Genomic DNA, 23754 nt, shown 5'->3' on the forward strand with positions numbered 1-23754 from the left:
ATCGGCGGATGAGCGGTCATTGCCTTCCGTTCCGCGACGTGGCTTCATTGGCGGTGAGAGTTGCGGAGCCCACCAATGATCGATCTCGCCACGTTGATAGCTTATGTCGCGGTTGTGCTTGGCTTTGTCTTCATCCCGGGTCCCGCCACTCTTCTGACGGTGGCGCGGGCAACCAGTTCCGGAACCAGGGTGGGCATTGCGACCGGCGCCGGGATCGCGGCCGGCGACGTGGTTCACACCTTCATGGCGATCGTCGGCATTTCGGCGATAATTGCCACGTCGGCGGCGCTTTTCAACATCGTGAAGTACATCGGCGCAGCCTACCTCATTTATCTCGGCATTCGCGCGATCATCGAGAAAACGCCGGCCTATCCGGCCGCCGGCGCACTTGCGATCCCCGCTGCCAAAGCATTTCGGCAGGCTGTTTTGACCGAGGTTCTCAATCCCAAGACCGCGCTTTTCTTCCTCGCATTTCTTCCGCAGTTCGTGCGGCCTGAAAACGGATCGGTGATGCTTCAACTGGCGATATTGGGCATCATCTTTGTTCTGTTGGGCCTCGTCAGCACGGTGGTTTTCGCCGTGGGTGCGGGCGGCCTCGGTGCATTCCTGCGCCGAAACCCGACGGTGCTGAGATGGCAAGGCAAGGCTGTCGGCGGTATCTATTGCGCCTTAGGCATCCGGCTGGCGCTGCAACAGCGCTAGGGTCTCGACAGGCGACGAGCCGTACGAGGCTTCGGATAATGGGCAGGCACAGCTGATTTTCCGCTCGCAATTGCAAAGGCCGCGCGCTACCCAGTGCGCGGCCTTTTCACAGCCGCGCCAACACACAATCACCCAGGGATCTGCCATGTTGCTCGTCGATGTCTATCTCGACAAATCGCCCATCCAGGGCATCGGCGTCTTTGCCAAGAACCACATTGCCCGCGGCACGCTGGTCTGGAAGCTCGACCCGAAATACGACCGGCGCATCGAGGTAGCGGCCTACGAGCGGGAAACCGGGCCGGTCAGAACCTATCTCGACCGCTACGCCTATCCGGACCGGCGCGACCCGAATTACATCGTCTTCGAAGCCGACGATGCGCGCTACATGAACCATGCCGACGACCCGAATTGCGACGTCTCGCAGCCGGAGGAGACCTATGCCTTGCGCGACATTGGGCCCGGCGAGGAAATGACCTGCGACTACAATCACTTCTTCGAAACCGGCTTCGACTTTCTCGGCGACCGCTGACGCAACGGCCGTCAGCTCGACGGCTTCTTGCGCGCCGGATAGCCGTTGGGGTGCGGCGGCACGGCTTTCAGGTAGGCGGCGATCGCCGCGCGGTCCTCCGGGGTCAGCACGGCCATGTTCCGCTGCACGTCGACCATTGCGCCGCCGACCGTATCGAAATCCGGCGCGAAGCCGGTTTCGAGATAGTTGGCGATGTCGGCCTCGGACCAGTCCGCGATGCCGCCCTCGCCCGACGTGATGTTCGGCACGATGCCGCTGCCTTCGGCGGCGGCCGCACCTGCCAGCCATTGGCTCTTCCTGGTGCCGCCGGCAAGATCCCGCGGCGTGTGGCATTCGCCGCAATGGCCGGGGCCTTCGACCAGATAGCGGCCTGTCAACACCGGATCCGGTGTGCCGTCGGGAAAGGAAACGACCGGCTGGTCACTCAAATAGAGCAGCTTCCACAAGCCAAGACCGCGTCGGACGTTGAAGGGAAATGCCAGCGAATTGGCGGGCGCCTTGCCGGCGACCGCGGGTAACGTCTTCAGGAATGCATAGAGATCGGCAATGTCGGCCGGCTTCATGCGCGCGTAGGAAGCATAGGGAAATGCCGGATAGAGATGCTCGCCCGACGGCGACACGCCCTTCAGCATGGCGTTGACAAAGTCCTCGACCGACCAGGCGCCGATGCCGTCCCTGGTATCCTGCGATATGTTCGGCGGCACGAAGGTGCCGAATGGCGTCTTGAGTTCAAGGCCGCCCGCCAGCTGAAGACGGGCGTCGCCTTGCGAGCCAGGCTTGGCATGACAGGATGTGCAGCCGCCGGCGTAGAAGATGCGCTTGCCCCTGGCGGCGTCGCCAGGACCAAGCTCAGCCAGCGTTGCGGCATCGAGCCTGACCGGAGCCGACAGGAACCAGCCGGCAATCGCGGCCGCGCCGCCCAGAACGAGGGCGGCGCCGACAAGTTTCTTCAGCAAGCGCATTGCCCGCTATCAGCCTTTTTTCACCCTGTAGTTTTGATGACAGTTGCCGCAGCCGCCGCCAATGGTGTTGAACTGCGCCTTCAACGCGTCGGCATCCGCAGGTGCTGCGGCGACCGCCGCCTTGACGTCGGCGAGGTACTTGCCTTCAGCCGTCTTGAAGCCGGCCATGTCCTGCCAGATTTTTGGGGACGCCGTCGTGTCGCTGGTGTCGCTGCCCGCCGGGAAAAGCGTGTCGACGCCGGCATGGAATTTCTCGGCATTGACCTGCAGTGCCTGCAACGCCGTCAGCACCGAAGCGGCGTCGTAGGGCGTCTCGCCCTTGACCACTTTCGACAATCCGGCGGCGATCTTGCCACGTTCCTTCATCAGGGCCTGCCGGTCGGCTACCGGGTCGGCAAATGCCGCCGAACCGGCGAAGGCGAGCATCGAGATGGCGAGGATAAGCTTTCTCATTCACTTGGCTCCATGTTGAAGGCAAATTCAGAATGCGGTCCCACCCCGATGACAAACGGCAAGGATGGCTTAAAAATTCCGACGCTTCGCCTCACGCTTGCGTGAAATTTTTGCAGCTGTCGTTCTGATGCAGAAAAAGAAAAGCCCCGGTTCTGCCGGGGCTTTCTGGAACGGATCAGGCCTTTTCGTAGAGTTCGAGCACATAGTCCCAGTTGATGAGACTGTCGACGAAGGCTTCGAGATATTTCGGCCGGGCGTTGCGATAATCGATGTAATAGGAATGTTCCCAGACATCGACGCCGAGGATCGGCGTCGCGCCATGGACGAGCGGGTTCTCGCCATTCGGCGTCTTCGAGATCGCCAGCTTGCCGTCCTTGACCGAGACCCAGGCCCAGCCCGAACCGAACTGGGTGGTGCCGGCGGCGATGAAGTCGGCCTTGAACTTGTCGTAGCCACCAAGATCGCTGTCGACCGCCTTTTGCAATGCGCCCGGCAGCTTGTTGCCACCGCCGCCCTTCTTCATCCATTTCCAGAAATGGATGTGATTGTAGTGCTGGGCGGCATTGTTGAAGAGGCCCGCATTCTTGCCGAAGGACTGTTTGACGGCCTCTTCGACCGACAAATCGCCCATGCCCGCCTCGGCGGCCAGCTTGTTGCCGTTATCGACATAGGCCTTGTGGTGCTTGTCGTGGTGATATTCCAGCGTTTCCTTGGACATGTAAGGCTGCAAAGCCTCGTAATCATAGGGCAAGGCGGGCAATTCAAAAGCCATCGGTCGTACTCCCTCGTGGAAAAATCCGGTGTCGATACCGGACTAACATAGGACTGGATTGGTCTGGAACAACTCCGGAAACGAAGCGCCGGCCGCTTTTTAGCGGGTCAGCCGGGCGAAGTCGAATGCGCCCATTCCCAATAGAGTTCGCGCGCCTTCTTGGCCACCGGTCCCGGCTGCAGATTGCGATCCTCGATACGGGTGACCGGCACGACTTTCGAGTGGTTTCCGGTCGAGAAGATTTCGTCCGCCTCCAGGAAATCGCGGATCGACAGCGTCTTTTCCGTCGTCGTGAAACCGTATTCGCCTAGCAGGGCCATGGTGCGCGCGCGGGTAATGCCGGACAGGAAGGTGCCGTTCGGCGCCGGCGTCAGGACATGGCCGTCCTTGACCAGGAAAATATTCGAGGTGCCGGTCTCGGCGACATTGCCCAGCATGTCGAGCACGAGCGCATTGTCGAAGCCGCGCATCTTGGCTTCGAGGATGGCACGGCCGTTGTTGGGATAAAGGCAGCCGGCCTTGGCGTTGGTCGGCATGGTCTCGATGGTCGGGCGCCGGAACGGCGACACCGTCACCGAAAACCCCGCCGGCGAGATCATCGGCGATTCGTAGAGGCAAAGGCAGAAACGCGTCGAGGCCGGGTCGGCCGGCACGCCCATATAGCCGCCATGCTCGGCCCAATACATCGGCCTGATATAGACCGCCGTCTTGCCGTCGAACTTCTTCAGCCCGTCCCAGGTCAGGCCGACGATCCTGTCGGTGCTCATCGTCGGTTTCAGACCGAGCGCGATCGCCGAGGCATTTACCCGCGCTGCATGGCGATCGAGATCGGGAGCGACGCCCTCGAACCAGCGAGCGCCGTCGAACACGCTGGTGCCGAGCCACATGGCGTGGCTGCGCGGCCCTAGAATGGCAACATTGCCCTCGTACCAGTCGCCGTCGACGAAGGTCCATGTCGCGGATTGCGCCGCTGTCGCCAATGTCATTGCCAGGTTCCGTTCGATGCTTGTTGCGGCGCATTGGAAGATGCTTTGGCGGCCGCCGTCAACCGGCATGGCTGAGATTTGTTGAGGCCAGCGGGCTGGCGGACTGCAATCAGCGCTTGCGCCTTGCCTTATGCGGCCTCAAAACTGTCGAATGCAGTTCGCGGCTTACGTTTTCGACGCCTATGGCACGCTGTTCGACGTGCATGCGGCCGTGCGCCGTCACGCCGACCAGATCGGGCCGGACGGCCAGTTGCTGTCCGATATCTGGCGCGCCAAGCAGCTGGAATATTCCTGGGTCAGGACGCTGATGGGGGCCTATGCCGATTTCTGGCAGCTCACCGAGCAGGCCCTCGACTTCGCCCTGCGCAAGGTTCCATCCGCCGATGCCGGGCTGAGGGCGAAGCTGCTCGAGGCCTATTGGCGGCTGGACTGCTATCCGGAGGTACCGGCCGTGCTCAAGGCGCTCAAGGCATCGGGGGCAAGGCTGGCGATCCTGTCCAACGGTTCGCCTGAGATGCTGCAAGCGGCCGTCAAGTCCGCCGCGCTCGACCAGGTCCTGGACGACGTCTTTTCCGTCGACAGCGTCAGGCGCTTCAAGACCGATCCGTCGGTCTACGACATGGTCACCACGGGCTGGCGCCTCTATCCGGGCGCTGTCTCTTTCCAGTCATCCAACCGCTGGGACGTCGCCGGCGCCACCAAATTCGGCTTCAGGACAGTGTGGATCAACCGCGCCAATCAGCCTGAGGAATACCGGGATTTTCCACCGGCCCTGATCCTGCCGTCCCTTGAAGGTCTGGTCGCCGGGGGGTGACACCGGAAATGTTGCGTCGGCGCAACAGTGACGATCCGGTCACAGCTTTGCCTTTGTTTGTCCACCCTGCGGCCAGAATTGGAACCGCCTATCGCGCCGGGCATTGCTCGGGCAACCGCGCGCAACAGGACGCATTTATGCTTTGTTGCGATTTGAGACTTAAAAAAGGCAATCATGTTCACACCCCCATCGTCCTCTTTTCGCCTGAGCCGTCGCGGTTTTCTCAACGCAGCAGCCCTTGGCGCCGCCTCGGTCGCGGTCTCCAGTTGCACCACGCTGTCGCAACAACCGGTCGAGCCACCGCCGCCGACCTATGTCGAGCCGGCGCTCGGCGACTATGTGACGATGTATGGGCCGATGTCGGATGGCGGCTTCGAGCTGCCGGCCATACCGGCCGACAAGATCGACCCGCAGTTCCTGCGCCAGATCGTTGACGATCCGACCGGGCAGCAGCCGGGCACCATCGTCGTCGACACCACCAATCACTTCCTCTACCTGGTGCGCCCGGGCGGCCAGGCGATCCGCTACGGTGTCGGCCTCGGCCGCGCCGGCTTCGAATGGTCGGGCGATGCGGTGGTCCAATGGAAGCAGAAATGGCCGAAATGGACGCCGCCGGACGACATGATCGCCCGGCAGCCGGAGTTGAAGCCGTACAGCGCCGACAATGGCGGCATGCCCGGTGGGCTCAAGAACCCGCTTGGCGCGCGGGCGCTTTATCTCTTCCAGGGCAACCAGGACACGCTCTACCGCTTGCACGGTTCGCCGGAATGGCGGTCGATCGGCAAGTCGGTGTCGTCGGGCTGTGTGCGCCTGATGAACCAGGACATCATCGATCTCTATGATCGTGTGCCGAACAAGACCCCGGTCGTGGTGACGGCCGACATCGGTCAGCCGATGGTGGCGACAGCAAACCGCAAAGCCATCCCGATCGACGCTGGCGTGCCGGAAGGATCGATCCTGCTCGGCCCGATAAAAGCGGTGACCAACTCGATCTTTTGAGCTGGCGGAAGCACTGGGGCAGGATTGCTCCGGCTCCTGCTGGTTTTGCCGGACGTCGGGTTGCCCGTGCCGGTGCCCGCCTTTAGGTGCGGTGCTTACGCCGAGCAGCGGATTTTGCCGCGCTCTGTGCAGACGCCACCAGTGACAGCTCATGACCCGAAGCAGACTCTCGCAAACCGAGCCGTGCACGACAGCTTTGCGCCTCATTGTCGCCTTCAGGATGCCGGTTGCCAATCCCGAAACCAGTCATTCCTCCGGAAAGGCTGTGGGGCGGCCAACCGGGCATCGGCAACTGGCACTAAGCTGTCTTCCCACCGTCGGGGAGAGGTCGGCTCATGGCCAGAGCAGAGATCGCCAAATCGAAGTCGGAGATTGCCCCGATCATCGCCTTCAACTCTTTTCTGCCGATCGTCGTCTTAAACATGTGCCCTTAGTAAGGTCACCGCCCAGGGATCCAGCCAGCACGGTGTGGCGCAATTGGCCAGTGGGGAAGGCCCTGTGTTGTTTGCTGGCCGAACGGGTGCGCAATTGACAGGCAGTTCTCCGGAAATCTAACAGCGGCTTCCACTTGTTGCTGATGTTCGTGCCGTCGAATGGCGGTAAATGGTTGTGAGCCGCCGATCCATCTGACAAGGCATGTTCGTTCTTCCATTTGGACATTGTGACCGCAAAATCAGCCAAATCGAATCGCTCTGCGCGCAATTCCAGCGTCCAACCTTCGCTATTCTTGCCCACACATTGCTCCAGAGAGGATCCGCCCAGGACGAAGGTCATTCGTGGATTCGCGCGTCTTGCGTTTCACCGGCAATCCTGTGGCTGCCCGTCAAGAACTCACCGACAGAAAGTTAGCGCAGTTCGAGCAAATCAGACTGTCACGCTTTCTATTTAAGCGACAGCAGACCAGCGGCACCAAATTAAACGTGTATATCTTATACATTGGCATTGCGTCGCGGGATGTAAATTGATTCATCAATTACAGAGAAATGAATACTGAGTGATTTTTTTGGGGGGTGACCGGATATGAATTTCCTGTCGTATAAGCCTGGCCACGATGGTGCCATCGCCTTTCTTCAGGACTTCCGCCTGGTGTTCTCCATTGAGGCAGAGAAGGACTCCAACTACAGATATTCCGCGATTTCAGTAGCCGATGTACTGGACGCCATCGGCGAGCTCGGCGTCATTCCAGACGTCATCTGCATGGGCGGGTGGTGGCCGCGTGATCATCACGAGTATTTACACGGCTCCCACAGAAACGGTGGGTATCGAGGCGTCTCGAGCAACAGTGCCATCATGGATAAGGGCAGGCTTCTGCGTGGTAGGGCCGACTACTTTTCCTCCTCCCACGAGAGGTCGCACATACTCTGCGCGTTCGGCATGTCGCCTTTGCCCAAGGGGACCGCCTGCTACGCACTAGTGTGGGAAGGAGAGATGGGTACGTTCTACGATATCGACTCCGAGCTCAATATCACGCTAATCGCCGATGTACTGACCCAGCCGGGAAATCGATATGGACTGCTCTACGGCCTAGCTGACCCTACGTTCCCCAAGGACGGGCCGTACCCCCGCGCCTCGGACGCGGGAAAGCTGATGGCCCTCGCTTCGTTCTCGAAGCGTATTGCCCCCACCGAGGCAGAGAGGGACCTGCTCCGCTTCATGCTGAATGGTCCCTATCGAAAGCTCAGCGACTACCATCGCATCGCTCAGGCGCCGCATCTCGACGCGGGCCTGGGTGATCCCGAATTCCGCAACTTCGCGGGGATCTACAGCGATGCGATCTTCGATGTTTTCCAGCAGTTCGCGAGGAAAAATCTGGAGAAAGGGCGACCGCTGGTCATAGCGGGCGGTTGCGGTCTCAACTGCGACTGGAACACCAAGTGGAAGGAGACAGGCCTCTTTTCTGAGATATTCGTCCCTCCGGTTGCGAACGATTCGGGGTCCGCTATCGGCACGGCCATCGATGCGCAGTTCCGCCATACCGGCAATCCGAAGATCGACTGGAACGTCTACTCGGGCCTGAGCTTTCGCACGGAAAGCGCAGTCGATTTTAGCAAATACGATGTGTACGAGAAGAATCACGACACGGTCGCCCACATGCTAGCCAATGACGTCATCCTGGGCTGGGCGCACGGCAGATACGAAATCGGCCCCCGCGCGCTAGGCAACAGATCCATCCTCGCTGCTCCGTTTGGTAATGAGACAAGAGTGCGACTAAACGAGATCAAGGAGCGCGAACAGTTCCGCCCAATCGCCCCCGTTTGCCTTCGGAATGATGCCAAGAGGTGGTTCGGATGCGATCACGAGAGCCCGCACATGCTGTATACGTATCACGCGACTACAGAGGAACTCCGGGCCGTCACACACGTGAATGGAACCGCTCGCCTCCAGACGGTCACCCCCGACACTAACAACGACCTCTATAACCTCCTTGTCGCGTTTAAGGCTCGCACTGGCTACGGAGTCTTGTGCAACACGTCTCTCAACTTCAAGGGCAAGGGCTTCATAAACAATATGACCGATCTCGATGCATATGCTCATGAGCATGGTCTTGACGGGTTCGTCGTCGAGGGACGAGCACATCTTCTCAAGAGTTCCCCGCGATACCAGGCGTACCTGAACGCGGCAAAGCCCCAAGTCGCAGATCGCTTACCAGCTTAGCGCAGGAACTCGGGCAACTTTGCGCGGCGGTAGGCACGCGCGGAAGGCCTCAGTTCTCGAACCAACTTCAGGGACCATGACAGACATAAATCCATATCCACCCGGCTTCGAAGAACGCGAGGACCTTCGATCCGCTTTCATCCGCGAGATCACCTTGCAGCAGCTAGAAGTCTCGACGAGAGCAGTCGAGGACCTCAACGTGGAGTCGGCCTCGATTCCAAGAAGGCTGGTCAGATACTGGCACGATCCGACCAACCTGCCGGAGGACGTCCGCGCCTGCCTCGAAAGTTGGGATCGCCTCGCCGACGAGGGCTTCGAGTTCCACATGTTCGACGACGCCAGCGCGGCAGCCTACATCGCGAATACCTATGGTAAACGGGAGCGCGAAGCGTTCGACCGCTGCAGCCATCCGGCGATGCGCTGCGACTATCTGCGCATGTGTTTTGTGCTCGCGGAAGGCGGCCTTTACGTCGATGCGGATGACGTGCTGCTCGGGGATGGCTGGAGACACATCTTTCGGGACGGCAAGCTCAAGATGCAGCCACTGTGTTACGACATCACGGCTAGCGGAATGATGCCAAGTGCCGAGATCTGGCGACCGGATCTGCCCACGGACGGCCGCATCTTTTACGTCAATAATGACCCGATCGCTGCACCGGCCAATCATCCAGTCCTGCGATGCGCGCTTTTCCGAGCGACTGAAAAGCTGCTCAGCGAAGATCGCTTTCCCGAAATCCAGTCCACGACAGGGCCCGGCAACCTTACTGCCGCGCTGGCAGTCCACGCGCACCAACTGCAGTTGGCCGGTCTTCCGTTCGATTTTGAGCTACTGCGCGATTGGGAGTTAGTCGCAGAAATGCGCTGGGACCTGTCCTACAGGGGTGATACCCGTAACTGGCGCAACGTGTACGGCTGCTAAGACCCGATGCGCAGCGAGTCCGTGCAGTGAATCTCCAGAAAACCTTTGGTCGGGTCCAGAGGCTCGCGTTCCGCGCGTCACGCGTCATGCTCGGCCTGATCCATGGCGGTCGGATCTCGGCGTTCGGTACGGGCACGGGGAAGATCGGGATGGTCCTGATCGTGAATTTGGACCGGCAACCGCAGCGGCTGCGGCGGACGCTACGCGAGCTGAGCCGCTTCAGAACCTCTGACGGCACGTCTCTGACCTCTCTGGCGCGGCGGCTGACGGCAGTAGATGCTCGCGACGGCCGTGCCGTAGCAGCAACGGCTGATGTCGACCAGACCTACCTTCTTGGCGATCAGCTCTACGTTCAACCAGATGGGAGGCTGGAGGAGTGCTTTGGCGTCAAGGAGCCGATCAGGATGACACGGCAAGAAGTAGCCGTCGCCAGATCGCACATTGAGGCATGGAAAGCCATCGTCGCAGGCCCCTGCGATAATGTTCTGGTGCTTGAGGACGATGTCTGGTTCAGGCGCGGGGCCGCTGCGGCGATCGACCTGGGATGGCGCGCAGCAGGTAGGCGTTGTGCGGGCGAGAGAGGTCCGCGTCTGCTCTATCTCTCCTACGAAGACGCCGGTGGGACGGCCGCACGTGTCGACATCTGCGACGCCCTGTTTCGCCCGAAGCGCGGACTCTGGTTTCTGTCAGGCTACGTCCTGTCTCGAGAAGGTGCGGAGGCTCTGCTGCGCTCGATGCCGGTCATCGGCCCTGTCGACATGTGGATCAACTATCGTTTCGATGAGCTTGGCGCGCTGGCACTGTCCTCGCCAGCAATCCTGCAACGTCCGGATGGAGGGTCGGACAACTGCTATTCCGTCCTACCTTACCTCGCACGAGCTGGAATCGTTGATGCAAATGCCGTCCATATGCCACGCCGAACCGCCGTTGGCACTGTATTGGCATGGACCGCCGGTCGCGACCGGGAAGGTTTGGCCATGGCGTTGTCGATGCTCGGTCTTCGTGTGCGGGCTTTCGATGGTGATGAGGACACGATTCGAGAGAATGAGCTGCCAGCTCTCCTCGAGACATTCGACGCCCTCGTCGACGCTCCGCTGTCGGCGGGCGCGATCTCTGCTGCAATCGGACGGACGGGCGCTAAGTTCGTGTTCGAAGCGGATGCCTGTCTCGGCTGCGGGATCGAACTAGATCGCTTGCCCTCCGCCAGAACTGCGGTCTTGCCAAACTACGAGTCGGGCTATGCTTCATGGCAACCGCTTTGCGCCCTGCTATGTCTCGCTGTGCCGATCCAGGCTTTTCCCATCGGTCCCCCGCGGGAATGGAGGGTCTTCCGCGACGACCGTGCGGCAGCATCGCGCCTCGAGAATAGTGCCGCGCCTTGGGCCGGCCCGATGGATGACTCGCCTTGGATCCTTCTTCCAGGAAGCGGCTGGCCTTCGCCACCACCGCCGGACCGAGCCGTGCAGTCCAACAGCACGCGCCTCGTCCGGGCTACGATGAGGACCCCGACACCGCTGCTCCCAAGACGCGTGGAGACGTTCCCAGGAAATCTAGCCGCGTTTGCCCGAGAGGGTCTGGTGCACGATGCACGCGGGACACACCTCGTCCTTAGCAAGACGGCGATCGGAGATAGACCGTATCGCTCCGGCGCCTTTGCCTCCGCGCGCACTTTCGGGCACGGAAGGTTCGAGGCGGAGATAAGGGCCGCCCGAGGTTCAGGTCTCGTCACAGGCTTCTTCCTTCACCGGGACGCACCTCGGCAGGAGATCGACGTCGAGCTGACCGGCGATGATCCGTACGGCATGCTGGTCAATGTCTATTTCAATCCTGGAGACGATAGAGCGGCGATAGGTTTCGGCTATCGGGGTTCGCCCTACCGTATCGAGCTCGGGTTCGACGCCTCCTTAGACTTCCATCTTTACGCGATCGACTGGCGACCAGGTTTCATCTCTTGGTGGGTAGATGGCAGAGTCGTCCACGAACGTGTAGGATGGGATCCTACACCAATTCCGCATCTTCCAATGCGTCTGCACGCCAACCTGTGGGTTCCTCGTTCGGAGGAACTCGCCGGACGGATCGATGAAAGTGCCCTACCTTCGACGGCAACCTTCAGGAACGTATCGATTTGGACGTGAACACTCGCGGAAAATGTGCAGTCGGCGGATGAATTAAGGGCAGCTTATCATATACTCTGAACCGAAACCTGCCGGTCCGCTTCCGGCCCAAACTGGACCAGCCATAACGGCTTCCTCGGAAGCGGAACGGCCGCTTTCGGCGAACAGCGCGAAAAGCAGTCGCTCATGGGCTTATGCTGAAACAGAATTGCCCAATTCTGTTTCATTTGGTCTAGTGCCATCGTGAAGCTGATGGTGCGCAGCTTCTACAAAAACTGGGAGAGAAAGAATGTTGCCGTGCTGAAGCGTATACTTACCGGGTTTATCATCGTTGTCATGTTGGCCGATGCGACGATGGCAGGGCCATTCGAGGATGGCGTTGCTGCTGATAAGCATGGCGACTATGCCGAGGCCGCAAAGTTGTATCGTCTGGCAGCCGATCAAGGCCATGCTCAAGCACAATACAACCTCGGTCACATGGCCGGCAACGGCCAAGGCGTCCCGCAGAATTATGCGGAGGCGATGAAGTGGTTTCGTCTGGCCGCCGACCAAGGGGATTTGAAGGCTATTAGCAGCTTAGGTTTCATGTACGCCAACGGCCAAGGTGTCTCGCAGGACTATGCCGAGGCGATGAAGTGGTTTCGTTTGGCCGCCGACCAAGGGAATTTAAAGGCTATTAGCAGCTTAGGTTTCATGTACGCCAACGGCCAAGGCGTCTCGCAGGACTATGCCGAGGCAATGAAGTGGTTTCGTTTGGCCGCCGACCAAAGGGATTTGAAGGCCCGTGACGTCTTAGGCTTCATGTACGTCAACGGCCAAGGCGTCCCGCAGAACTATGCCGAGGGGGCAAAGTGGTATGGGCTGGCAGCCCAAGAGGGTTTTGCCGACTCCCAGAACAACCTGGGCGTCTTGTACACCAATGGCCAAGGCGTCCCGCAAGACTACGTGGTTGCACACATGTGGTTCAACCTAGCGGCGGCGCAGGGCTACGAGGTGGCGGTTCAGAACAGGGATTGGGCCGCCAGCAAGATGACTCCCGACCAGATCGCAGAAGCACAGCGCCTGGCGCGAGCTTGGAAACCAACGAACGGATAAGCCTCATCATTTACGCAAAAGGCAACGTCTAGGTTGAAACAGATTGGTAGTATTCTGTTTCACAGATCGAACGTCCGCTTTAAGAGCGATGACGGTGACGATACGAGCGTGCGTGATGGGTCGGCAGCGGAATGTCGGTTTTCTGGCCTATTCATCCGGGAATCGGACAGTCCGCTCTCGGCCCAAACGTCTGAGTAGTGGTTCGGCAATGACCGCCCTTTCCGCATAGCCGCCGTCCTCTGTCCACCATATCTGGCTGCCGGCGCTTGATGCCAGGACAGAATTTGCCCACACCGACGCCCGCCCTTCGGTGCGATGCCCCTCACCGCCCCCTGGACAAGCTCCCCAAAATCCCGCGGACGATGGCTCGTCCGACCGACGAACCGACCGAGCGCACGACTGATTTGATCGCCGCCTCCGCCACCGTCTGACGGTTGGAGGGGCGCGGCGCGCGGCGGCCGCCGGTCGGCTGGGGGTCGTCATTGCCGAAGCCGGGAATGGTCCAGCGCGAACGGCCGCTCTCCTGCTGCTGGGATTGCGCCTCCTGGGCGTCCTTGGCCTTTTTCTGCAGGATCTCGAAGGCCGATTCGCGATCGACGGTCTGGTCGTACTGTCCCGCAACCGGGCTCTCATTGATCAGCTTGCGGCGCTCGTCGGGCGTGATCGGGCCAAGGCGCGACGATGGCGGGCGGATCAGCGTCCGCTGCACCATGGACGGCACGCCCTTGGCTTCCAGCGTCGAGACCAGCGCCTCGCCGGTGCCGAGCTGCGTGATAACGGTTGCGCAGTCGAAATCGGGATTGGGTCTGAACGTCTCGGCCGCCGTCTTGACGGCCTTCTGTTCGCGCGGCGTATAGGCACGAAGTGCGTGCTGCACCCGGTTGCCGAGCTGGGCCAGCACCGTTTCAGGGATATCCAGCGGATTTTGCGTGACGAAATAAACGCCGACGCCTTTCGAGCGGATCAGCCGGACCACCTGCTCGACGCGGTCGACCAACACCTTCGGGGCGTCGTCGAACAGAAGGTGCGCCTCGTCGAAGAAGAAGACCAGCTTCGGCTTGTCCGGGTCGCCGACCTCGGGCAGTTCCTCGAACAGTTCCGACATCAGCCACAGAAGGAACGTCGCATAGAGCCGCGGATTCATCATCAGCTTGTCGGCGGCGAGCACGCTGATGGCGCCGCGTCCATCGCGCGTGGTGCGCATGATGTCGGCGATCCGCAATGCCGGCTCGCCGAAGAAATTGGCAGCGCCCTGCTGCTCCAGGACCAGCAGCGTGCGCTGGATGGCGCCGACCGAAGGTTTCGTAACATTGCCGTAGCGGGCGCCGATCTCTTGGGCGCGGTCGGCGATATTGGCCAGCAGTGACTGCAGGTCCTTCAAATCGAGCAGCAGAAGGCCTTCCTCGTCGGCGATGCGGAAGGCGATGTTCATGATGCCTTCCTGCGCCTCGGAAAGGTTCATCAACCGCGACAGAAGCAGCGGCCCCATCTCCGAGATGGTGGCGCGGATCGGGTGGCCCTGCTCGCCGAACAGATCCCAGAAGATGACCGGGAATTCCTGGAATTCGTAAGGATCGAGCTTGACCTGCTCGGCCCGCTTCACCAGAAAATCCTGCGCTGTGCCCATCATGGCGATACCCGACAGGTCGCCCTTGATGTCGGCGCAGAATACCGGCACGCCGGCATTGGAGAAACCCTCGGCCAAAATCTGCAGGGTCACCGTCTTGCCGGTGCCGGTCGCGCCGGTGACCAGGCCGTGACGATTGCCATATTGCAGCAAAAGCTGTTCGGGCCGCTGATAGCTGTCGTCCGGCTTGCGGCTGGCCCCTATGAAGATACTGGTATCGTCGGCCATGTGTCCGGTCTCCGCAAACCTATAGGGTTGAATGCCCTGATCCCTTGAAGAAAAGGGAGCCCCGCCGCAGGTATAGTGAGGCCATTGCGCAGCGACAATGGGCGTTGTCGAAAATGGCTTTTGGAGCTTGCAGAACCTGCCCATGTTTGGCAATCGGTTGACGGTCACCATCACGGAAGGCGCGTTGCACGGCATGTGTGCTGCATTGTGATATCGGGCCGGGGACCGTAGACTGACATAGTCGGCCGCTGCGGCCGCTAGAACGAGGAGAACCGATGGGCGCCGGTGCCTTGACCCAGGATGCCGAACTTCCAAACGTCGACCGGCAACGATGGCTGGCGCTGGCGGAGAAGGCGCTGGCCGGCGGGTCCTTCGAGGAAAAGCTCGTCTCGCATACGGACGACGCCATCCGCATCGAGCCGCTCTACGAGCGTTCGGTAACCGCCGAGCCTGTCGTGCGCGCCAACCCGGGATCACCGTGGATCGTCAGCCAGCGCATCGACGATCCGGACATAGGCCGCGCCAGTGCGCAGGCGCTGGAAGACGTCGCGCAGGGTGCCACCGGACTGTCGCTTGTCTTCGAGGGTGCGCCGAACGCCTTCGGCTATGGCTTGCCGAGGACGGCGGAGGCGCTGGAGGGCGTGCTCGACGGCGTGCCGCTCAACCGCATCCAGATCCGCATCGACGCCCATCCCTGGAGCCGTGCCGTGGCCGACTGGCTGGTGGCGTTTTTGACCAAGCGCCGCTCCGACCCGGCAAAGCTCAACCTCTCCTTCGGCATCGATCCGGCGGCGATCTTTGCCGGGACCGGCAGGCTGCGCATGTCGATCGAGGCTTTACAGGCTTCGATGCCGCAATCGCTGGCGCATTTCTTTTCGATGGGTGTGCCCGGCGTGCTGCTGGAGGCCGACGGGCGGGTATTCCACAATGCCGGCGCCACCGAGGCGCAGGAGCTTGGCACCATGCTCGCCTCGGCCGTCTCCTATTTGAGGCTGTTCGAGAAGGCGCGCCAGCCGCTCGTCTACGCGGCGCCGCATATCGGTTTTGCGCTCAGCGTCGATCAGGACCAGTTCGTTTCGACGGCCAAGGTCAGGGCGTTGCGCAGGCTGTGGGCGCGTGTCCAGGAGGCCTGCTCGATACCGCCCTCCACCGCCAGCATCCATGCCGAAACCTCCTTCCGGATGATGACGGCGGCCGACCCGGAAACCAACATCCTGCGCACCACCATCGCCGCTTTCGCGGCTGCCGCCGGCGGCGCGGATTCGATCGCCATCCTGCCGCACACGATCGCGCACGGCCTACCCGCGGATTTTGCTCGCCGCGTTGCCCGCAACGCGCAACTGATCATGGCCAATGAAAGCCACATCGACCACGTCGCCGATCCGGTTTGCGGTTCGGGCGCCGTCGAAGCGCTGACTGCGGAGCTCTGCGCGGCGGCCTGGCAGGAGTTCCAGCAGATCGAGGCGGAAGGCGGCGTGCTGACCAGCCTTGAGCAAGGCCACATCCAGAGGCGCGTCCAGGCAGCTTCCGCCCGCCGCAACACAGCCTACCAGGCGGGCGAACGGGCGATCGTCGGCACGACGCTGCACCCGTCGAAGACCGAGCGTCCGGTCGAGACGCTGGCGGCGGAGCGGCGGCCTGCCTTCACCGAAGGCGTTGCGGTGTGCGAGCCGCTATTTCCGATCCGCATCGATCAGTCGATCGGAGCCGTGCCATGATCCCGGATTTCAGCCAGATCGCCTGGTCGCCGCCACGGCGGGCGCCGGTCGAGATCAAAGGCCAGCGGATGACGCCGGAAGGCATCGCCGTCAAGCATCTCTACAACCAGGGCGATCTCAAGGGCTTGCCGCACCTCGATACCTATCCAGGCCTGCCGCCTTTCGTGCGCGGCCCCTATCCGACGATGTATGTCCAGCAACCCTGGACGATCCGGCAATATGCCGGCTTCTCGACTGCCGAAGAGTCCAACGCCTTCTACCGTCGCAACCTTGCCGCCGGCCAGAAGGGCCTGTCGGTCGCCTTCGACCTCGCCACGCATCGCGGCTACGACAGCGACCATCCGCGCGTAGCCGGCGATGTCGGCATGGCCGGCGTCGCCATCGATTCCATTCTCGACATGCGCCAGTTGTTCGACGGCATCCCGCTTAACGAGATGACGGTATCGATGACGATGAACGGCGCGGTGCTGCCGATCATGGCGCTCTATATCGTCGCGGCGGAGGAACAGGACGTTGCGCAGAAGGACCTCACCGGGACCATTCAGAACGACATCCTGAAAGAGTTCATGGTGCGCAACACCTACATCTATCCGCCAAAACCTTCGATGCGGATCGTGTCGGACATTTTTTCCTACACGTCGAAGCACATGCCGAAGTTCAATTCGATCTCGATCTCCGGCTACCACATGCAGGAGGCGGGAGCGACGGCGGACCTCGAGCTCGCCTACACGATTGCCGACGGTATCGAATATGCGCGCGCCGGCGTCGCGGCCGGCCTCGACATCGACCGTTTCGCGCCGCGCCTTTCCTTCTTCTGGGCGATCGGCATGAATTTCTTCATGGAAGTCGCCAAGCTGAGAGCAGCGCGCCTTTTGTGGGCCAGCCTGATGCTGAAGAACTTTTCGCCGAAAGACGAGCGCTCGCTGTCGCTGCGCACCCATTGCCAGACTTCGGGCTGGTCGCTGACGGCGCAGGATCCCTACAACAACATCATCCGCACCATGATCGAGGCGATGGCCGCCACTCAAGGCCACACGCAGTCGCTGCACACCAATTCCTTCGACGAGGCAATGGCGCTGCCGACCGACCATTCGGCCCGCATCGCCCGCAACACACAGCTCATCCTGCAGAAGGAATCCGGCACGACGCGCATTATCGACCCGTGGGGTGGCTCCGCCTATGTCGAACGGCTGACACATGATCTTGCGGCGCGCGCGCTTGCGCATATCGAGGAGGTCGAGAGCCTCGGCGGCATGGCCGCAGCGATCGAAAAGGGCCTACCGAAGCTGCGCATCGAAGAGGCTGCCGCGCGCACCCAGGCGCGCATCGATTCCGGCGAACAGATCGTGGTCGGTGTCAATGCCCAGCGTCCCGCCACGGACATCGAAGTCGACGTGCTGAAGATCGACAATGCCGAAGTCAGGGCGCGGCAATTGTCGAAGCTGCAGCGGCTGAAAGGTACGCGTGACGTCGCCGCCGTCGAGAGCGCGCTCGATGCGCTTACCCGTGCTGCCGGGAGTAACGGAAACCTGCTGGAATTCGCCATCCGGGCCGCACGCGCCAACGCCACGGTCGGCGAGATTTCGCTGGCGCTGGAAAAGGTTTTCGGCCGCCATGTCGCCTCGGTGCAGACGATCTCCGGCGTCTATCGCAACGCGCTCGGCGACAATCCGGTGGTCGACCGGCTGCAGGACAAGATCGTCGCGTTCGAGGAGAAGTCCGGCGGCAAGCCACGCATTCTGGTCGCCAAGATGGGGCAAGACGGCCATGATCGCGGCCAGAAAGTGATCGCCACCGCCTTTGCCGACCTAGGCTTCGACGTCACCGTCGGGCCGATGTTCCAGACTCCGGACGAGATCGCCAGGCTGGCGGTCGAGCATGACGTGCACATCGTCGGCGCCTCGTCGCTGGCAGCAGGCCATTTGACGCTCATTCCCGAACTCAGGCTTGCACTGAAGAAGTTGGGCCGCGACGACATGCTGATCGTCGCCGGCGGCGTCATCCCGCCGCAGGATTACGACTCAGTCCGGCAGGCAGGCGCCACTGAAATCTTCCCGCCCGGCACGGTCATCCCGGAAGCGGCGGAGCGGCTGATGGACCGGCTGCTGCAGGCCGGCTGACGCTTTGTTATAATGTCTGTTGTAACAAGAAACGCGCTGAGTTATAATCAGTGTTGCAACAGGATGCCTCACCATGAAAACGACCATTCGCAAGATCGGCAATTCCGAAGGCGTGATCCTGCCGAAGGAAATTCTCGACCGCATGAACCTGAAGGCGGGCGACAGCATCGTCATCGTCCAGGAAGGCGATGAGCTTCGTCTGCGCCGCACCGAGGACACTGCTGAAGAATTCGAGCGCAAGATGAAGATCGCGCGCGAGCGGATGAAGAAGTATGAGGTTGCCTACCGCGCGCTCGCAAAATGACCGAGCATCATTTGCGGGAATTCGTGGAGGCGCTTCACGCCGAGCAGCTGCGCCTCCACGGCGGCGCAGCGGGCATCCGCGACGAAGGAATGCTGGAGTCGGCGCTCTACAGGCCGCAGCAGAGGGAAATCTATGGCGAGCCCGATCTCTGTGAGCTGGCGTCCGCTTATCTTTTCGGTATCGGCAAAAACCATCCATTCGTCGACGGAAACAAGCGTACTGCTTTCGCGGCGGCCGATCTGTTCCTTTATTTCAATGGCTTGAGCATCGAAGCCGAGCAGGCGGACATTATTCAACTGGTCATGATGGTTGCCGCCGGCGAAATCGACGAGGCCGGCGCCGCAGCGTTCTTCCGCGATCATGTCATCAAGCTCGAAGACTAACTGTCGGAGAGCTTGACGATCTCCCATTCCTTGCCATTGACCACGGCAACTTCGCCGACCTTCTTGCCGAACAGCGCCATCGCCATCGGCGACATATGGGAAATTGTCCCCTTGGCCGGATTGGCTTCGTCCTCGCCGACGATCTTCCAGTGCACCTTCTTGCCGTCGTCGCTTTCCAGGGTGACGCCCATACCGAAGCGAACCATGTCGCTGCCCGGTTCCGGCACCGAAAGCTCGGCGCTTTCCCGCCGCGCCGTCCAATAGCGGAGATCACGCGACACCAGCGCGATGCGCTCGCGGTCGGCCCTCTTTTCGGCTCTGCCCAGTTCGTCGCGCAGAGCGGCCACCTCCGCATCGATCAGCGCCAGGCCGCGTTCCGTCACCAGATTGCGGTGATGACTGATCGGCCGCTCGCCGATGCCGGCGATGGCGTTTTCGCTGTCTTCTTCGCGGGTGAAGGCCCTGCTCATCTATCGAACTTATGCCTGACGCGACGACTCCACAAGCCGTAGCCGGCGAACCGACGTCGGGGTCGATCCGGGCCGATCCTGTCTGGCACGAATCCTGCGGCGCGACCGTTGAACGCAAGGAATCTGTGCCGATGTTGAACAGACGAACGCTGCTTGCGCAGACCGCCGGCTTTGCCGTCATGGGGCTTTCGCTCGGCAAGGCCGCGGCGAAAAACCTGCCCGGCATCGAGAAAGCCGCGATACGTGGCGCGATCAACGCGACCGAGCTCGGCGTTCGGCCCGGCGCGCTTGACGACCAGAGCAAGGCTTTCACCAAGCTGCTGCGCGACGCGCACGACCACGACATGCCGGTGTTCCTGCCGCCGGGGATCTATATCGTTTCCAACCTGTCGCTGCCCGGCCGGGTACGCCTGTCCGGCGTGCCGGGCGCGTCGCGGATCGTCTACGGCGGCAACGGCCATCTCATCATGGCCGAACAGGCCGAGCATATCGAACTCAGCGGGCTGGTGTTCGACGGCAGCAACCGCTGGATGGGGGACTACACGCAAGGCCTGCTTGATCTGCGCCGCATCGCCCATCTGGTCGTCGACAACTGCCAGATGACCGGCAGCGGCAAGAACGGTCTGGCGCTCGAGCACGCCTCGGGCCGCATCGAGCGCTCGGAGATATCCGGTGCAGCCGATGCCGGCATCTATTCGGTCGAGGCCGATGGCCTGGAAATATCAGGCAATAGCGTCTGCGACTGCGCCAATGGCGGCATTCTCGTGCACCGCTGGCAGGCGGCGGAAGACGGCACCATCGTCAGCGGCAACCGCATCGAACGCATCCAGGCGCGCGGCGGCGGAACAGGCCAGAACGGCAATGGCATCAATGCCTTCCGCGCCGGCAATGTCATCATCTCCGGCAATATCGTTTCGGACTGCGCGTTCTCGGCGATCCGCGCCAATAGTGCCAGCAATTTGCAGATCACCGGCAATACCTGTTCGCGCTCGGGCGAAACGGCCGTGTATTCCGAATTCTCCTTCGAAGGGGCGATCATCGGCAATAACATCGTCGATGGCGCCGCGAACGGCATTTCGATCGTCAATTTCAACGAAGGCGGCCGCATGGGCGTCTGCTCCGGCAACATCGTCCGCAATCTGTCGACCAGCGGCCCCTACCCTGCCGACGCGCCCGGCTTCGGCGTCGGCATCAGCGTCGAGGCAGACACCACAGTTTCCGGCAATGTCGTCGAGAATGCGCCGCTCTACGGCATGCAGATCGGCTGGGGACCGTTCATGCGCAATGTAGTCGCCACGGGAAATGTCATCCGCAAGGCGGGGACCGGCATCGTCGTCACCGTGGTCGAAGGTGCCGGGACGGCAATCATTTCCGACAATGTCATCGACGGGGTCCAGAACGGCGCGATCGTCGGCCAGCGCTGGGCCGAGCCGGTAACCGGCGACCTCGCCGCCTCAGGCAATGCCGGCTATGCGCATTTGACCGTCGAGCGCAATCACGTCAGTTGAGGGCGGCGGTGTGCCGGAGCGCGCCGACTTTGGCGCCGATCCGGCTTTCGATGGGCGGATTTGCCTGTTCGATCAGTTTCGCCGCCAGCGCGTGGTCGGCGTGCAAAAGCTTTGCCAGCACAGCTGCGACCATCACTTCAGCGGCGCGGCCGGCGCCATCGTCACATTTCAGCGCGATGCCAAGGCCAAGCTCCGGAACGGCGGCGCAAAAAACGCCTTCGGCGCCTCCCTTGACGAAAATCCGGCCCGGCGCTGCCTCCATCATCGCGACATCGGACCTGCCCGTGCCGGCGACGAAAAACGGCTCGGCCATGCAGGCGGAAAGCAGCCGCTCCGCCGCCCGGGCGCGCACCGGCTCGAAGCCGGCACCTGTCGCCATGCGGGCAAAGCCAAGGGCAAAGCTGCGCAGCGGCACGGCATAGGTCGGAATCGAGCAGCCGTCGGTGCCGCGGTGATCGGCGTCATGGGCAGCACCGGTCACCGCCTGCATCGCTTCGCGCACCATTTCCTGCGAGGCATGGCCAGCCTTGACGTAACCACGATGGGCGATGCCGCTGTGAACGCAGGTGCATAGGAAGCCTGAGTGCTTGCCGGAACAATTGTTGTGCAGCGCGTTCGGTACGCTGCCGGCGCGGGCAAGCGCCAGCGTCGCCCCATGGCTCGACGGCCAATGCGCGCCGCATTCGAGTGCCGTCTCGTCGAGGCCGGCCTTCGCCAGCATGGCCCGCGCGAGCTCGACATGTGGCGGCTCGCCGGAATGCGAGGCGCAGGCCAGCGCCAGCTCCCGATCACCGAAGCCGTAGGCATCGGCAGCGCCGCTCTCGACCAGCGGCAACGCCTGGATCGCCTTGACCGCCGAACGCGGGAACACCGGCTGTGCCGTGTCGCCGATCTCCCAGACAGGCTTGCCGTCGGCGTCGAATACGGCAACAGCGCCGCGATGCGCGCTCTCAACGATTGCGCCGCGCAAGACTTCGACCAGAACCGGATTTGTCATGTCACTTCCCGCAATGCGGGCGGGTTTATCTGATCCGGTCGAGAATGGAAACGTAGTTGGCGACCGCAGCACCACCCATGTTGAAGATGCCGCCGAGCTTCGCTCCCTGCACCTGGATGCCGCCCGCCTCGCCGACGAGCTGCATGGCGCTCAGCACATGCATCGATACACCGGTGGCACCGATCGGATGGCCCTTGGCCTTCAGCCCGCCCGACGGATTGACCGGCAGCCTTCCATCTTTCGCCGTCTCGCCATCCAGGACCAGCTTGGCGCCCTCGCCCGGCTTTGCCAGGCCCATCGCCTCATACTCGATCAGTTCGGCGATGGTGAAACAGTCATGCGTCTCGACGAAGGACAGGTCGCAGAGCGTCACGCCCGCCTGCTTCAGCGCCTGGTTCCAGGCCTGCTCGCAGCCTTCGAAGGCGAGAATGTCGCGCTTCGACATCGGCAGGAAATCCTGCACATGCTGATTAGCGCGGAAGGCGACGGCGCGGCGCATCTTCAGCGCCGTGGCCGTGTCGGCAAGGACAAGCGCGGCGGCGCCGTCCGACACCAGCGAGCAGTCTGTGCGCTTCAGCGGACCGGCGACGAACGGGTTCTTCTCGCTTTCCTGCCGGCAGAACTCGTAGCCGAAATCCTTGCGTATCTGCGCGTAGGGATTGTCGACGCCGTTCTTGTGGTTCTTGGCGGCGATCATCGCCAGCGCATCCGACTGGTCGCCGTAGCGCTGGAAATAGGCTTGGGCGATCTTGCCGAAGACGCCGGCGAAGCCTGCCGGCGTGTCACCGTCCTCCGGCAGATACGAGGCCTTGAGCAGGTTCTTTCCGATCTCGGGACCGGGCGTCGTCGTCATCTGCTCGGCGCCGACCACCAACACGATACGGGCGGCATTGGCGTCGATGGCGCGGATGCCTTGCCTGACCGCCGCCGAGCCGGTGGCGCAGGCGTTCTCGACGCGGGTCGCCGGCTTGAAGCGCAGCCGGTCGTCGGCCTGGAGGACCAGGCTCGCGGTGAAATCCTGGGCGGAAAACCCGGCGTTGAAGTGGCCGAGCACGATCTCGTCGATGTCATCCGGACCGATGCCGGCATGATCGAGCGCCTCGACTGCCACCTTGGTGATCAGGCCCTCCAACGTCTCGCCTTCGAGCTTGCCGAAGCGCGAATGCGCCCAACCGACGATGCATGCTGTCATGGCGATCTCCATCCTGTGGACCTGGGCCACGCGATACTGCGGCGCGCTCAGCATTGTTCAAGCATGAACCGTTCCGCCGGCTTCGTGAAGGGGCCAGAACCGCACAATCGCTTGATCTTGATCATCTGGTCATAGTGCCTGGCTTTTGCCAGCAAATCAGGCTGGATTTTTGTTGATTGATGCGTCAATAAAAAATAATCTTGCCCC

General features: G+C 61.8%; 22 protein-coding genes. 13 read left to right on the forward strand and 9 right to left on the reverse strand.

Annotated elements, in window-relative coordinates:
• Positions 1-75: 75 nt before the first annotated feature.
• Both NKI19_RS10505 and NKI19_RS10510 read left to right on the forward strand, forming a co-directional pair.
• Positions 76-702, forward strand: coding sequence for a LysE family translocator (locus NKI19_RS10505; protein ID WP_023677846.1), 627 nt, complete (start codon positions 76-78; stop codon positions 700-702).
• Positions 703-847: 145 nt separating this feature from the next.
• Positions 848-1231 carry an SET domain-containing protein gene (locus NKI19_RS10510; protein WP_023677847.1) on the forward strand — a complete coding sequence of 128 codons (384 nt, stop codon included), beginning with the start codon at positions 848-850 and terminating at the stop codon, positions 1229-1231.
• An 11-nt stretch (positions 1232-1242) separates the two neighbouring features.
• Here NKI19_RS10510 and NKI19_RS10515 read toward each other — a convergent pair whose 3' ends face one another.
• The 4 genes from NKI19_RS10515 to NKI19_RS10530 form a co-directional block, all read right to left on the reverse strand.
• A complete protein-coding gene (locus NKI19_RS10515) occupies positions 1243-2193 on the reverse strand; it encodes a cytochrome c (RefSeq protein WP_352951119.1) in 951 nt (316 codons plus the stop codon).
• A gap of 9 nt (positions 2194-2202) precedes the next feature.
• On the reverse strand, positions 2203-2646 hold the full coding sequence (locus NKI19_RS10520) for a c-type cytochrome (protein ID WP_352566539.1): 444 nt from the start codon (positions 2644-2646) through the stop codon (positions 2203-2205).
• A 175-nt stretch (positions 2647-2821) separates the two neighbouring features.
• Positions 2822-3418 carry a superoxide dismutase gene (locus NKI19_RS10525; RefSeq protein WP_023677850.1) on the reverse strand — a complete coding sequence of 199 codons (597 nt, stop codon included), beginning with the start codon at positions 3416-3418 and terminating at the stop codon, positions 2822-2824.
• A 107-nt stretch (positions 3419-3525) separates the two neighbouring features.
• Positions 3526-4404 carry a branched-chain amino acid aminotransferase gene (locus NKI19_RS10530; RefSeq protein ID WP_352470990.1) on the reverse strand — a complete coding sequence of 293 codons (879 nt, stop codon included), beginning with the start codon at positions 4402-4404 and terminating at the stop codon, positions 3526-3528.
• A 151-nt stretch (positions 4405-4555) separates the two neighbouring features.
• Here NKI19_RS10530 and NKI19_RS10535 point away from each other — a divergent pair, with 151 nt between their 5' ends.
• Entirely contained in the window at positions 4556-5218 is a 663-nt protein-coding gene (locus NKI19_RS10535) for a haloacid dehalogenase type II (protein WP_023677852.1), read from the forward strand.
• 174 nt (positions 5219-5392) lie between these two features.
• Positions 5393-6217, forward strand: coding sequence for a L,D-transpeptidase (locus NKI19_RS10540; RefSeq protein ID WP_352566537.1), 825 nt, complete (start codon positions 5393-5395; stop codon positions 6215-6217).
• A gap of 390 nt (positions 6218-6607) precedes the next feature.
• Here NKI19_RS10540 and NKI19_RS10545 read toward each other — a convergent pair whose 3' ends face one another.
• Positions 6608-6991: a hypothetical protein gene (locus NKI19_RS10545; RefSeq protein WP_352566535.1), complete on the reverse strand. Its 384-nt coding sequence runs from the start codon at positions 6989-6991 to the stop codon at positions 6608-6610.
• A 246-nt stretch (positions 6992-7237) separates the two neighbouring features.
• Here NKI19_RS10545 and NKI19_RS10550 point away from each other — a divergent pair, with 246 nt between their 5' ends.
• The 4 genes from NKI19_RS10550 (at position 7238) to NKI19_RS10565 (ending at position 13000) form a co-directional block, all read left to right on the forward strand.
• Positions 7238-8872 (forward strand): carbamoyltransferase C-terminal domain-containing protein, encoded by a 1635-nt coding sequence (locus NKI19_RS10550; RefSeq protein ID WP_352566533.1) that lies wholly within the window; start codon positions 7238-7240, stop codon positions 8870-8872.
• A 76-nt stretch (positions 8873-8948) separates the two neighbouring features.
• Positions 8949-9791: a glycosyltransferase family 32 protein gene (locus NKI19_RS10555; protein ID WP_352566531.1), complete on the forward strand. Its 843-nt coding sequence runs from the start codon at positions 8949-8951 to the stop codon at positions 9789-9791.
• A gap of 26 nt (positions 9792-9817) precedes the next feature.
• Positions 9818-11926, forward strand: a complete 2109-nt coding sequence (locus NKI19_RS10560; protein ID WP_352566529.1) for a family 16 glycosylhydrolase — start codon at positions 9818-9820, stop codon at positions 11924-11926.
• Between the two features lie 231 nt (positions 11927-12157).
• Entirely contained in the window at positions 12158-13000 is an 843-nt protein-coding gene (locus tag NKI19_RS10565; protein WP_352566543.1) for a tetratricopeptide repeat protein, read from the forward strand.
• A 322-nt stretch (positions 13001-13322) separates the two neighbouring features.
• Here the strand turns inward: NKI19_RS10565 and NKI19_RS10570 are convergent, their stop codons facing one another.
• On the reverse strand, positions 13323-14855 hold the full coding sequence (locus NKI19_RS10570; RefSeq protein ID WP_352566527.1) for a helicase HerA-like C-terminal domain-containing protein: 1533 nt from the start codon (positions 14853-14855) through the stop codon (positions 13323-13325).
• 275 nt (positions 14856-15130) lie between these two features.
• Here NKI19_RS10570 and NKI19_RS10575 point away from each other — a divergent pair, with 275 nt between their 5' ends.
• The 4 genes from NKI19_RS10575 (at position 15131) to NKI19_RS10590 (ending at position 19380) form a co-directional block, all read left to right on the forward strand.
• Positions 15131-16573 (forward strand): methylmalonyl-CoA mutase subunit beta, encoded by a 1443-nt coding sequence (locus NKI19_RS10575; protein ID WP_023679334.1) that lies wholly within the window; start codon positions 15131-15133, stop codon positions 16571-16573.
• Positions 16570-18693 carry a methylmalonyl-CoA mutase gene (gene scpA, locus NKI19_RS10580; protein ID WP_352566525.1) on the forward strand — a complete coding sequence of 708 codons (2124 nt, stop codon included), beginning with the start codon at positions 16570-16572 and terminating at the stop codon, positions 18691-18693. The genes NKI19_RS10575 and scpA overlap by 4 nt, the downstream gene beginning before the upstream one ends.
• Positions 18694-18766: 73 nt before the next feature.
• The gene (locus tag NKI19_RS10585) at positions 18767-18997 is read left to right on the forward strand and encodes an AbrB/MazE/SpoVT family DNA-binding domain-containing protein (protein ID WP_352566523.1); all 231 of its coding nucleotides are present in this window, start codon (positions 18767-18769) and stop codon (positions 18995-18997) included.
• Positions 18994-19380: a type II toxin-antitoxin system death-on-curing family toxin gene (locus NKI19_RS10590; protein ID WP_352566521.1), complete on the forward strand. Its 387-nt coding sequence runs from the start codon at positions 18994-18996 to the stop codon at positions 19378-19380. The genes NKI19_RS10585 and NKI19_RS10590 overlap by 4 nt, the downstream gene beginning before the upstream one ends.
• Here the strand turns inward: NKI19_RS10590 and NKI19_RS10595 are convergent.
• Positions 19377-19850 (reverse strand): GreA/GreB family elongation factor, encoded by a 474-nt coding sequence (locus NKI19_RS10595; protein ID WP_352566519.1) that lies wholly within the window; start codon positions 19848-19850, stop codon positions 19377-19379. The two genes, NKI19_RS10590 and NKI19_RS10595, sit on opposite strands and share 4 nt — an antisense overlap.
• A 131-nt stretch (positions 19851-19981) precedes the next feature.
• Between NKI19_RS10595 and NKI19_RS10600 the strand changes: the two genes are divergently transcribed.
• Positions 19982-21358, forward strand: a complete 1377-nt coding sequence (locus tag NKI19_RS10600; RefSeq protein ID WP_352490813.1) for a TIGR03808 family TAT-translocated repetitive protein — start codon at positions 19982-19984, stop codon at positions 21356-21358.
• Here NKI19_RS10600 and NKI19_RS10605 read toward each other — a convergent pair.
• Both NKI19_RS10605 and NKI19_RS10610 read right to left on the reverse strand, forming a co-directional pair.
• Positions 21351-22355 (reverse strand): asparaginase, encoded by a 1005-nt coding sequence (locus tag NKI19_RS10605; RefSeq protein ID WP_352490812.1) that lies wholly within the window; start codon positions 22353-22355, stop codon positions 21351-21353. The two genes, NKI19_RS10600 and NKI19_RS10605, sit on opposite strands and share 8 nt — an antisense overlap.
• Before the next feature lie 25 nt (positions 22356-22380).
• Positions 22381-23547: an acetyl-CoA acetyltransferase gene (locus tag NKI19_RS10610; protein ID WP_352566517.1), complete on the reverse strand. Its 1167-nt coding sequence runs from the start codon at positions 23545-23547 to the stop codon at positions 22381-22383.
• Positions 23548-23754 lie beyond the last annotated feature (207 nt).

This window comes from Mesorhizobium sp. M0751, from assembly GCF_040320265.1.
Taxonomy (GTDB): Bacteria; Pseudomonadota; Alphaproteobacteria; order Rhizobiales; family Rhizobiaceae; genus Mesorhizobium.

What these genes read in the sequence shown, in the direction of transcription:
- NKI19_RS10505 (WP_023677846.1), top strand. Translation starts at nt 76, where the DNA reads ATGATCGATCTCGCCACGTTGATAGCTTATGTCGCGGTTGTGCTTGGC.
- NKI19_RS10510 (WP_023677847.1), top strand. Translation starts at nt 848, where the DNA reads ATGTTGCTCGTCGATGTCTATCTCGACAAATCGCCCATCCAGGGCATC.
- NKI19_RS10515 (WP_352951119.1), bottom strand. Translation starts at nt 2,193, where the DNA reads ATGCGCTTGCTGAAGAAACTTGTCGGCGCCGCCCTCGTTCTGGGCGGC.
- NKI19_RS10520 (WP_352566539.1), bottom strand. Translation starts at nt 2,646, where the DNA reads ATGAGAAAGCTTATCCTCGCCATCTCGATGCTCGCCTTCGCCGGTTCG.
- NKI19_RS10525 (WP_023677850.1), bottom strand. Translation starts at nt 3,418, where the DNA reads ATGGCTTTTGAATTGCCCGCCTTGCCCTATGATTACGAGGCTTTGCAG.
- NKI19_RS10530 (WP_352470990.1), bottom strand. Translation starts at nt 4,404, where the DNA reads ATGACATTGGCGACAGCGGCGCAATCCGCGACATGGACCTTCGTCGAC.
- NKI19_RS10535 (WP_023677852.1), top strand. Translation starts at nt 4,556, where the DNA reads ATGCAGTTCGCGGCTTACGTTTTCGACGCCTATGGCACGCTGTTCGAC.
- NKI19_RS10540 (WP_352566537.1), top strand. Translation starts at nt 5,393, where the DNA reads ATGTTCACACCCCCATCGTCCTCTTTTCGCCTGAGCCGTCGCGGTTTT.
- NKI19_RS10545 (WP_352566535.1), bottom strand. Translation starts at nt 6,991, where the DNA reads ATGACCTTCGTCCTGGGCGGATCCTCTCTGGAGCAATGTGTGGGCAAG.
- NKI19_RS10550 (WP_352566533.1), top strand. Translation starts at nt 7,238, where the DNA reads ATGAATTTCCTGTCGTATAAGCCTGGCCACGATGGTGCCATCGCCTTT.
- NKI19_RS10555 (WP_352566531.1), top strand. Translation starts at nt 8,949, where the DNA reads ATGACAGACATAAATCCATATCCACCCGGCTTCGAAGAACGCGAGGAC.
- NKI19_RS10565 (WP_352566543.1), top strand. Translation starts at nt 12,158, where the DNA reads ATGGTGCGCAGCTTCTACAAAAACTGGGAGAGAAAGAATGTTGCCGTG.
- NKI19_RS10570 (WP_352566527.1), bottom strand. Translation starts at nt 14,855, where the DNA reads ATGGCCGACGATACCAGTATCTTCATAGGGGCCAGCCGCAAGCCGGAC.
- NKI19_RS10575 (WP_023679334.1), top strand. Translation starts at nt 15,131, where the DNA reads ATGGGCGCCGGTGCCTTGACCCAGGATGCCGAACTTCCAAACGTCGAC.
- scpA (WP_352566525.1), top strand. Translation starts at nt 16,570, where the DNA reads ATGATCCCGGATTTCAGCCAGATCGCCTGGTCGCCGCCACGGCGGGCG.
- NKI19_RS10585 (WP_352566523.1), top strand. Translation starts at nt 18,767, where the DNA reads ATGAAAACGACCATTCGCAAGATCGGCAATTCCGAAGGCGTGATCCTG.
- NKI19_RS10590 (WP_352566521.1), top strand. Translation starts at nt 18,994, where the DNA reads ATGACCGAGCATCATTTGCGGGAATTCGTGGAGGCGCTTCACGCCGAG.
- NKI19_RS10595 (WP_352566519.1), bottom strand. Translation starts at nt 19,850, where the DNA reads ATGAGCAGGGCCTTCACCCGCGAAGAAGACAGCGAAAACGCCATCGCC.
- NKI19_RS10600 (WP_352490813.1), top strand. Translation starts at nt 19,982, where the DNA reads ATGTTGAACAGACGAACGCTGCTTGCGCAGACCGCCGGCTTTGCCGTC.
- NKI19_RS10605 (WP_352490812.1), bottom strand. Translation starts at nt 22,355, where the DNA reads ATGACAAATCCGGTTCTGGTCGAAGTCTTGCGCGGCGCAATCGTTGAG.
- NKI19_RS10610 (WP_352566517.1), bottom strand. Translation starts at nt 23,547, where the DNA reads ATGACAGCATGCATCGTCGGTTGGGCGCATTCGCGCTTCGGCAAGCTC.